Annotated in this window: 3 protein-coding genes; 1 reads left to right on the top strand and 2 read right to left on the bottom strand. The window is 75.0% G+C overall.

Going from position 1 to position 3,500, the window contains the following annotated elements:
• Window positions 1–1,929 precede the first annotated feature (1,929 nt).
• Window positions 1,930–2,358 carry an alternative ribosome rescue aminoacyl-tRNA hydrolase ArfB gene (gene arfB / locus AAHZ94_RS30885; RefSeq protein WP_349997028.1) on the bottom strand — a complete coding sequence of 143 codons (429 nt, stop codon included), beginning with the start codon at window positions 2,356–2,358 and terminating at the stop codon, window positions 1,930–1,932.
• A 310-nt stretch (window positions 2,359–2,668) separates the two neighbouring features.
• On the opposite strand from arfB, the gene AAHZ94_RS30880 reads away from it, so the two are divergent.
• Window positions 2,669–3,244, top strand: coding sequence for a TerD family protein (locus tag AAHZ94_RS30880; protein ID WP_349997027.1), 576 nt, complete (start codon window positions 2,669–2,671; stop codon window positions 3,242–3,244).
• Here the strand turns inward: AAHZ94_RS30880 and AAHZ94_RS30875 are convergent.
• A partial coding sequence (locus tag AAHZ94_RS30875) for a hypothetical protein (protein ID WP_502964835.1) occupies window positions 3,234–3,500 on the bottom strand: 267 nt, incomplete at its 5' end. The genes AAHZ94_RS30880 and AAHZ94_RS30875 overlap by 11 nt on opposite strands.

Below are 3,500 nucleotides of genomic sequence, written 5' to 3'. Positions count from 1 at the left end.
CCCTGCCGGCGACGGGGCGCGGCGGCCGGTGCGCAGCGCAGCGCGGATGTTCGGCCCGCCGGGTGCCGAGGGGTGCGCCGGCGCACCGGGCGGGCCGTGCGGTGGCCGGGGCGGGCCCGCGCGGGTGGCCCGAGCGACGCCAGGGGCCGACGGGACAGGATGAGCTGATTGACCGTCAACTAATGAGTTTCTAAACGCCGTTGGGTCGTTGACAATGGATTGCCCACAGTGGATCGGGGGGCAACGATGGGGAGACCAGGACGTCGACAGGGCGCGCCGCGGGGTCGCACCGCGCAGGCCAATGAGCTGGCCGCGTTCGTCTGCACGCTCACGCACGGGCGTACGGTGCGGGAGCTGGCCGACCGCTATCCGGCGGGCAAGACGAGTTGGGGCGAGTACCGCACCGGGGCCAAGATCATTCCGCTGGTGCTGTTACGGGCCCTGGCCGCGGACGGGGCGCCGGACGCCTGGGGCCGCGCCAAGCTGCTGACCAAGGCCGAGCACCTGCACGCACGGGCGGAGGCGGCCCGCCAGGCCACCGGCCGCCCACCGACCGCCGGCGGTCGCGCCGCGGCGGGCGCCCGCACCAGCAGCAGGCAGCGCACGGCAGGGCCCGGCCCGGCGGCGTCCCAGGGCCAGGCCCCGGGCACCGGGGCGCGACGGGGCACCGGCGCGGCGACCGCGGCCACGACGGAACGCGGGGCGAGACCGCGGCCCGGGTCAGTCGCCCGGACGGCTGCCGGGGCGGCTGCCGCGGCGACGGAGGCGACCGCCGGTGCGGTGGGTTCGACCGCCGCCGGGGCGAGGCCCGGGGCCGAACCCGGGGCGAGTGGCCGGGCTGCCGCCGGGGCGGGTGCGGGTGGCGCGGGCTCACGCCGTACAAGCACGGTCGGTACGGGCTCGGGCGGTACAAGCTCACGCCGTGCGGGCGTGGGTGGTACGGGCGCGGGCGGTACGGGCGTGGGTGGTACGAGCTCACACGGTCCGGGCGCGCGGGCGGGTGTCGGCGGCGCGCGGGCAGGCGCGGGCGGGGAACGGACCGGGGCAGCCGGGGCCGTAGGAGCAGGCGGAGCAGCCGGGGCGGAGGCGGCGCCCGTGGCAGGGGCGGCGCCCGTGGTGGGGAAGTCGCCTGCGGCGAGGGGCCGGGCCGCGACGGGAAGTCGGGCCGCGGCCGAGGGGGTGGGTGGGGACGTCGGTGCCGGGCAGGCGGGTGCGGATCACGGGTCCGTTGCCGGGTCGTACGGCGACGGACCCGCCCCAGCAGACCGAGGCTGAAAGGGGCGCCTCATAACGAGCGCACGCCCCCTACGGCCCGGGGGCGCGCGTTATGCACTGCGGGCCACCGGTAAGGGGTGGAGTGGGACGACACCCGGCGTACGCACGGCTGTTCGCATGCGAGAAGCCGCGGGCCGCGGAATGGCGCGCGAATAGCCGTGTACGAGGCCCTGCGGCCTATTACCAGTTCGGCCATCTGCGCTATTGCTAAATGCTGCCCAAGCGGGCAGTTCGTTTTCCCGTAAAGCCGGGTGGCGGCGGGTTCTCTGGTCGGCGGGCCTTCCGCGAACGCCTCCGGAACCGCCGACTCCGCCGCGCTGCGCGCCGCCGCCCCCGCCCGGCGGCAGCACGTAGCGTCACCGGCGGGAGCGCATGGGAGGTGGACAGTTGCTCCGCCCCTGCGGGCCACGGCGGTCAGCTATCGGCCATGCGGGCGGCGACGGCCGCCCGGCGATCGGCGACACATGCGGAACCCAGCGACCGGCGACCGTCGACCACGGAGCCGGGTCGGCGCGCGCGAGAAAGCCCGGCACACCCGACGAACCACGGAGCCGGGTCGACGCACATCAGGTTCCACCGGGTCGCGCTCGCGCGTACCCGCGCGAGGTGCCCGGCCCGGGGCGGGCCCCACGGCCGCCGGGCCGGGGTGTGCCCTCAGTGCCAATCGCGGCCCGAGCGGCCCCGCTTGGTGTCGCCGCGCTGCTTCTTCTCGCGCAGGCGGCGTTCGTTGATGCCGCGCGGGATGCGGGTGGGGCGGCGGGGCTTGGGCGGCGGGGCGGTGGCCTCGGCCAGCAGGGCGGCCAGGCGGACGGCCGCGGTCTCCCGGTTGCGCCACTGGGAGCGGTGTTCCGACGCGCGGACCGCCACCACGCCGTTGACCAGCCGGTCGGCCAGCCGCTTGAGCGCGCGTTCCTTCCACACCGGCGGCAGGGACTCGGTCGCAGCCAGGTCGAAACGCAACTCCACCTGGCTGTCGCTGGTGTTCACATGCTGCCCGCCGGGCCCCGACGACCGGGAGAAACGCCACATCAACTCGGCCTCCGGCAGGGAGACCGAGCCGCGGATGACATAGGGCCCGGACATGCCCCCATGATCCCCCCTTTGACGCGCCCCCGTCACCCACATTTCCCGCCCCTCGCGCCCGCCCCCGCCCGCGGCGCGCCCCCCCCACCCCCCCGGGCCGCCCCCGGGCCGGTGGGCGGCCCCGGCCGCTCCGCGCGGGCGCGAGGTGCCCGAAAGAAGCGGAATGACATCGTCCGTACTGCCAGGGTTTGGCAAAGAAAGTAAAGGGGGCTGGAACCCAGTGGTCCCCTCGGGGCGTTGTGAGGGGTGACGGTAGCTTCGTGGTCGTCATGAAGCCCGACCATCGACCAGTACAGGAAAGGGACACCCCATGGCTGTAAGCCTGTCCAAGGGCGGCAACGTCTCGCTCACCAAGGAGGCACCGGGCCTGACCGCCGTTACGGTCGGCCTCGGCTGGGACGTCCGCACCACCACCGGCCAGGACTTCGACCTGGACGCCAGCGCCATCGCCGTGAACCCGAGCGGCAAGGTCTACTCGGACCAGCACTTCGTCTTCTTCAACAACAAGGCGACGCCGGACCAGTCGATCGTGCACACCGGTGACAACCTCACCGGCCAGGGCGAGGGCGACGACGAGCAGATCAACGTCAACCTGGCGGGTCTGCCGGCCGACGTCGAGAAGATCGTCTTCCCGGTCTCGATCTACGACGCCGAGACCCGCAGCCAGAACTTCGGCCAGGTCCGCAACGCGTACATCCGCATCCTCAACCAGGCCGGCGGCGCCGAGATCGCGCGCTACGACCTGAGCGAGGACGCCGCCACCGAGACCGCCATGGTCTTCGGCGAGCTGTACCGCAACGGTGCCGAGTGGAAGTTCCGCGCCGTCGGCCAGGGGTACGCCTCGGGCCTGACGGGCATCGCGCAGGACTTCGGCGTCAACGTCTGATCGACGCGGTCTGATCGACGCGGTCGACCTGATCGACGCGACGCGGTCTGATCGACGCGCACCGTTCCGCACGGCGCCCGCGCGGCGTCGGCACGGTGGCAGCGCCGCGCCCGTGTCGGCCGAACCTTCGGCCGGTGCGGCCGGTCGTCGATGAGCGCAGCCCGGCGCGTTCCGGGCCAGGCCCCCCCCCCCCCCCCCCCCCCCCGGGGGGCCCCCCGCGGGGGGGGGGGGGGCCGGGCGGGCGGGGGCCCCCCCC

Source organism: Streptomyces sp. HSW2009 (assembly GCF_040240285.1).
In the GTDB taxonomy this organism is placed as follows: Bacteria; Actinomycetota; Actinomycetes; order Streptomycetales; family Streptomycetaceae; genus Streptomyces.
The sequence above is the reverse complement of the archived record's forward strand: the minus strand, read 5'-3'. Positions and strand labels throughout refer to the sequence as shown.

What these genes read in the sequence shown, in the direction of transcription:
- arfB (WP_349997028.1), bottom strand. Translation starts at nt 2,358, where the DNA reads ATGTCCGGGCCCTATGTCATCCGCGGCTCGGTCTCCCTGCCGGAGGCC.
- AAHZ94_RS30880 (WP_349997027.1), top strand. Translation starts at nt 2,669, where the DNA reads ATGGCTGTAAGCCTGTCCAAGGGCGGCAACGTCTCGCTCACCAAGGAG.